This window comes from Micromonospora sp. NPDC049139 (assembly GCF_055586845.1).
Window position 1 is genome coordinate 1 of the sequence record NZ_JBVJHK010000054.1, and the last position, 4,500, is coordinate 4,500.

The following is a 4,500-nucleotide window of genomic DNA, read 5'->3' on the forward strand; positions in this document are numbered from 1 at the left end:
CCACCACCATCGGGATAGCGCACCCGAACCAGATACGCCATCCATCGAACACGGTCACGTCGACACGCCGCATCGACCTCGCCCTAACCCTGACCATTCAGTCTCTGTAGCCGGGGCACCAACGTGATGTCCCCGCAAGCCTCCAACTCTCTGAGAGTCGGTGCGATGGCGTCGTAATCGTCCTCAAGCTCCACGGCGTGCCGGACCACGGCTTCCAAGGCCCCACGGCTGTCGATCACCCGGTCACCATGCCACACCCGATGGTGGAACAGCGCACGGAACCGGCAAGATCAACCCGCTCGTCCGCCCCCGGGCAGACGCGGAGTCGCGCCGATGTGCGGAGGCAGGATCCTCATACTGGGGCGCATGGCACGGGATGCTTCGTCGGTTGACGCCGTTCGGCGCTTCGCCGCCGCCCTACACGAGACGCGTGGTCGACTACTCGCCGACTTGTTTCCCGTCGCAGACATCGCGGGTCTTCTGGCAGCGGTCCGCTCGCGGCGGGAGTTGCCGCGGGAGGGCCTTACCAGCAGCGGGATCGAGTACACCGTCCACGGCGCGGGGTGCCGGATAATCAGCTCCGATGGCAGGGAGATCGACGTCGACCTGGTCACCGATCCCGTGCTCGGGCGCGAGGTTGAAGCATTCGACGCCTGGCGAATTCGCTGGTTCCCCAACGAAGCCGCCGATGACGGCTACAGCCATGAGGACATCGTCGCGGCCTGCACCCACCTTGCCAGCGAGGGTCAGTTACGCGAGGTGGTTGAAGGTCGCTGGTTCGCGCTGCCTGACGCTCTGGGCGGCCCAGGCTGGTCACCCACCGGAACGTGTCAAGGGTTTGAGGCCAGTGGGAGTTAAGCGATCAGCGGTTGCGGCTCCGTTTGCTGGTCGGGCTTGTTGATCCAGACCTGGTCGGGCAGGTCGAGGATCTTGGGTACGAGTCTGGTGGTGCTGAACCGTTCGGGATGCGCCACGCGGGCGGTGGCCAGGGTCTGTTCCCGCCTCGCGCGGACCGCGTGGTGACGGCCGTGGTGGACCTCGGCCGGGGTGTGCAGCCCGATCCCAGCATGTCGATGTGCCTCGTTGTACCAGGCCACGAAGTCGGTCATGAACACCCGAGCGTGGGCCAGGGACGCGCGAACCGCTGCGGGAAGACCGGGGCGTACTTCAGCGTCTTGAACCACGCCTCGCTAAAGGGATTATCGTTGCTCACCTTCGGCCGGGAATGTGACCGGGTCACACCCAGGTCTTCCAGGAGGTCCGCCACCGATTTCGAGGTCATCGACGTGCCCCGGTCGGCGTGGACCACGTGCGGCACGCCGTGGGTGTCGAACACCCGCCGCATCATGTCCTCGGCCAGGGGCCCGGACTCGCGGGAGTGCACGCACGCCCCGACGATGTAACGCGAGTACACGTCGATCATCACGTAGGCGTCGTAGTACACACCCCGGGCCGGCCCCGCGAGTTTGGTGATGTCCCACGAGTACACCTGCCCCGGTCCGGTGGCCACCAACTCCGGGCGGGTACGCCGCCGGTGGCGGGCCTGCCGGCGACGCTCACGGACCTGACGGTGCTCACGCAGGACCCGGTACATCGTGGCGATCGAGGCCAGGTACACGCCCTGGTCCAACAACGCCGCGTACACCTGCGCCGGGGCGGCATCGACGAACTCGGGACTGTCCAGCACCTCCAACACCACCGTCCGTTCGGACCCGGACAAGGCGTTGGCCGGCGCCCGCCGCACCGGACGCAGCGGAGTCGGCCGTCTCCGGTTCCGGTCAGCGCTCGCGCGGGCGATCCCGGTCACCCGCGCCGCAGCACGTGTCGAAGCGCCGGCGGCGGTCAACGCCCGATACGCGTCCATCATCACCGTCCGCGCCTGAACACGTCCGGCACGTCCGGCTCGCTCCTGGAGATGTCCTCCAAGAGCTCGCGTGCTTTTCCCATGATCTGCAGAGCCGTCTCGGTCCGGACGAGCCTGGCGCGGGTCACCTCCAGCTCCCGCTTCAACGCCGCAATCTCGGCCTGCTCCGCACTCGGCCGGCCCACCGACTCCCCAGGCGCCCTGCCCTGCAGCAGACCCGCATCACGGGCCCGACGCCACTCACTCATCAACGACGAGTACAACCCCTGCTCACGCAGGAACGCCCCGCCCTCACCAGCAGCCACGGCCTGCTCGTAACGGGTCAACAGGTCCAGCTTCTGCGCCGGCGTAAACGACCGACGTGCCCGCGGCCCATCCGAACGCGGACCTCGCTTACGACTCATGACCCCATCATCCTGGGCCGACGCGGCACCAACAGAAACGCTCAACGCTTCTCAATCCTGATCTCGCCCTGTCAGCGGGACTTGCTACGAGCCGCTGGCCTCAACTCACCCTGGCAGACAGGGCACGCGCGGCAACGCGCGCAGCATGCGCAGCTGGGCCAGGTGCTTCGGCAGGTGGACGCTACCCACCGCTGTTCGTCTTTAAGCAGTGAACCTCGCAGGTGTCCGGATCTGCCGCCGATCGTGCGCAAAGGGCTGTCGGTGAGTCGTCAGCAGCAGAGTGGTTGCAGCCCTATCAGGCGGGCTGGGAGTCCCACCATCGCGGCGGATCGACGAGCGAAGCTTCCGGATCGAGGAAGCTGAAGGGGACAGCGAGATCGTGCGCCACCGCCGAGCCCTTGTGCGTCGCTTCGGCGGCTGCCGGCATGTGTGGAACAGTACCGGTGAACGCCGGCGCGTCGCGACCGTCAACAAACGTCAGCTCCTGCTCGTCGAACTGCGGGTGGCGCGCGCTGGGCCGGTGCACGATGGCAAGGAGGAGTACGCCCCACCTCGCCGTATCACCGTCCCACAGTGCCTCGATCGCCACGACCGGGTCGGTGATGGTTCTGGCCTGCTCGATGAGCCGCGACGCCGGCACGGGCGGTGACGGAGGGTCCACCCGGCCCAGCGCCATGAGCTCGCAGCCACGTTCCTCCACGACGCGCAACGCATCAGGGATCGAAACCGGGCCGGCGGGACCGGCTCCCTCCCGCACCAGTGCGGCCGCGCTGACCTTGCTGCGTCGACAGATCAAGTCATCGACCCCCGCACGGACCTGCTCAGGTAGAGCCGCCCAGATTCGATCGTTGTCACCGGTCACATCGGCCATCGTGCACGACGTGCGCTCGGTGCCGGCGACCGACAACCCCCCCCGGCACGTCCACCCGCGTGTCAGACCCGGGCTTGCACCCCAACAAGCGCATCCGGATCTGCCGCAGATAGTGAAAGCTGTGACGTGCCCGTGCCCGTGCCCGTGCCCGTGCGCGGTGCTGAGGTGAGGTTGAATGGCCCCCGTGCCAAGCATGAGTCGGTCCCGGTACGCCGGCGTTCTCGCACATCACGACGACAAAGTCGTTCTCGTGTACGAGGAGTACCCACGGTGGGGCGGCCCCTACTGGAACATCCCGAGCGGGCGGATCGAGGACCACGAGACGCCGTTTGAGGGCGCCTGCCGAGAGTTGGCCGAGGAGACAGGTCTGGTCGTCGCAACCGCGGACCTCGTTCTTCATGGCACGGCGGCGGTGACCGGAGCAGTCACCGTCAGCCGGGTGTGGAACTTCACCGTCGACGTGGTGGATCCGACCCTGCACGTCCGCGACCCAGATGGTCTGGTTCAGGAGGCCCGCTGGTTCCCCGTCGAAGAAGCAAGCCGGTTGCTTCATGAGTTGCCCTACCGGCCGCTGTCGGAGCCGTCAGTTGCGGTCCTCACCCGTCAGGCTCAGCCGGGCGCCCATTGGGCGTATTCCGATCCGGAAGCGGAGCTGGTTGTCACCTACCCCAACGGGTGAAGGACATTTGCCACGTCCCTGTCCTGCTGATGACCAAGATGCCCGGGGACCTTGCTGGACCGCGGCGACGAGCCTCGCGGACGGACTACAGCATGTTCGCCTCCCGAACCGTTCTCGATCTCTGTCGTTTACCGGATCTGCCGCGAGGTGGGCGCGTGGACGGTCGCTCTCCAGCATCGTGACGATCGATGTCGGGGCTGCTTCAGATCTCGAAGTCCTCTGCCCACCGCTCCCATTCGACATTGCTGAGGCCAGCCGGCGCTCCTTGAGAGGACGGCAGCGTGGCATCGTCTTGCAACCACACGATTACCAGCTGCGAGCGATGGAGTACAGGATCCTTGCCGTCATTGACGGGCCCTGACGAGAACCGTCCCATCACGATCACTGATGGGAGCGACTCAACCGGCCCGAACGGCAGCGAACCACCACCCTGGTCTGACTCCTGGGTGCGTGGAGGGTCGATAACGTGGACCGGTGCGCCGGGCAGGACACGCGCCGCTCGCTTCGCCAAGCCGCCCATGATCATGTCGTTCAGTCGCCGCATCGGGTAGCCCTCGATCAACCCTCCGTACGTCAACACCAGATGCGCGGCGCGGCCGTGGCTGGCACCGTCCAGCTTTTCTCTCGCTGATCCTGTTCGTCGGGGATGGCGGGTGGCCAGTCGAGGGTTTCGGGGTCGATA

At 66.7% G+C, this 4,500-nt stretch carries 4 protein-coding genes and 1 pseudogene; 2 read left to right on the forward strand and 3 right to left on the reverse strand.

The window, feature by feature from the left end; translation table 11 throughout:
• Positions 1 to 366 precede the first annotated feature (366 nt).
• Positions 367 to 858, forward strand: coding sequence for a DUF6896 domain-containing protein (locus tag ACZ6Q9_RS34105; protein WP_396831412.1), 492 nt, complete (start codon positions 367 to 369; stop codon positions 856 to 858).
• Here the strand turns inward: ACZ6Q9_RS34105 and ACZ6Q9_RS34110 are convergent.
• Both ACZ6Q9_RS34110 and ACZ6Q9_RS34115 read right to left on the reverse strand, forming a co-directional pair.
• A pseudogene (locus tag ACZ6Q9_RS34110) lies at positions 855 to 2,268 on the reverse strand (IS3 family transposase). The gene ACZ6Q9_RS34105 and the pseudogene ACZ6Q9_RS34110 overlap by 4 nt on opposite strands.
• A gap of 295 nt (positions 2,269 to 2,563) precedes the next feature.
• Positions 2,564 to 3,130, reverse strand: coding sequence for a hypothetical protein (locus ACZ6Q9_RS34115; protein ID WP_396831411.1), 567 nt, complete (start codon positions 3,128 to 3,130; stop codon positions 2,564 to 2,566).
• Positions 3,131 to 3,332: 202 nt separating this feature from the next.
• On the opposite strand from ACZ6Q9_RS34115, the gene ACZ6Q9_RS34120 reads away from it, so the two are divergent.
• Positions 3,333 to 3,818, forward strand: coding sequence for an NUDIX hydrolase (locus tag ACZ6Q9_RS34120; protein ID WP_466021479.1), 486 nt, complete (start codon positions 3,333 to 3,335; stop codon positions 3,816 to 3,818).
• A 202-nt stretch (positions 3,819 to 4,020) separates the two neighbouring features.
• On the opposite strand, the gene ACZ6Q9_RS34125 is transcribed toward ACZ6Q9_RS34120, so the two are convergent.
• The coding region (locus ACZ6Q9_RS34125; protein WP_396831408.1) for a hypothetical protein at positions 4,021 to 4,500 on the reverse strand (480 nt) is incomplete at its 5' end.

What these genes read in the sequence shown, in the direction of transcription:
- ACZ6Q9_RS34120 (WP_466021479.1), top strand. Translation starts at nt 3,333, where the DNA reads ATGAGTCGGTCCCGGTACGCCGGCGTTCTCGCACATCACGACGACAAA.
- ACZ6Q9_RS34105 (WP_396831412.1), top strand. Translation starts at nt 367, where the DNA reads ATGGCACGGGATGCTTCGTCGGTTGACGCCGTTCGGCGCTTCGCCGCC.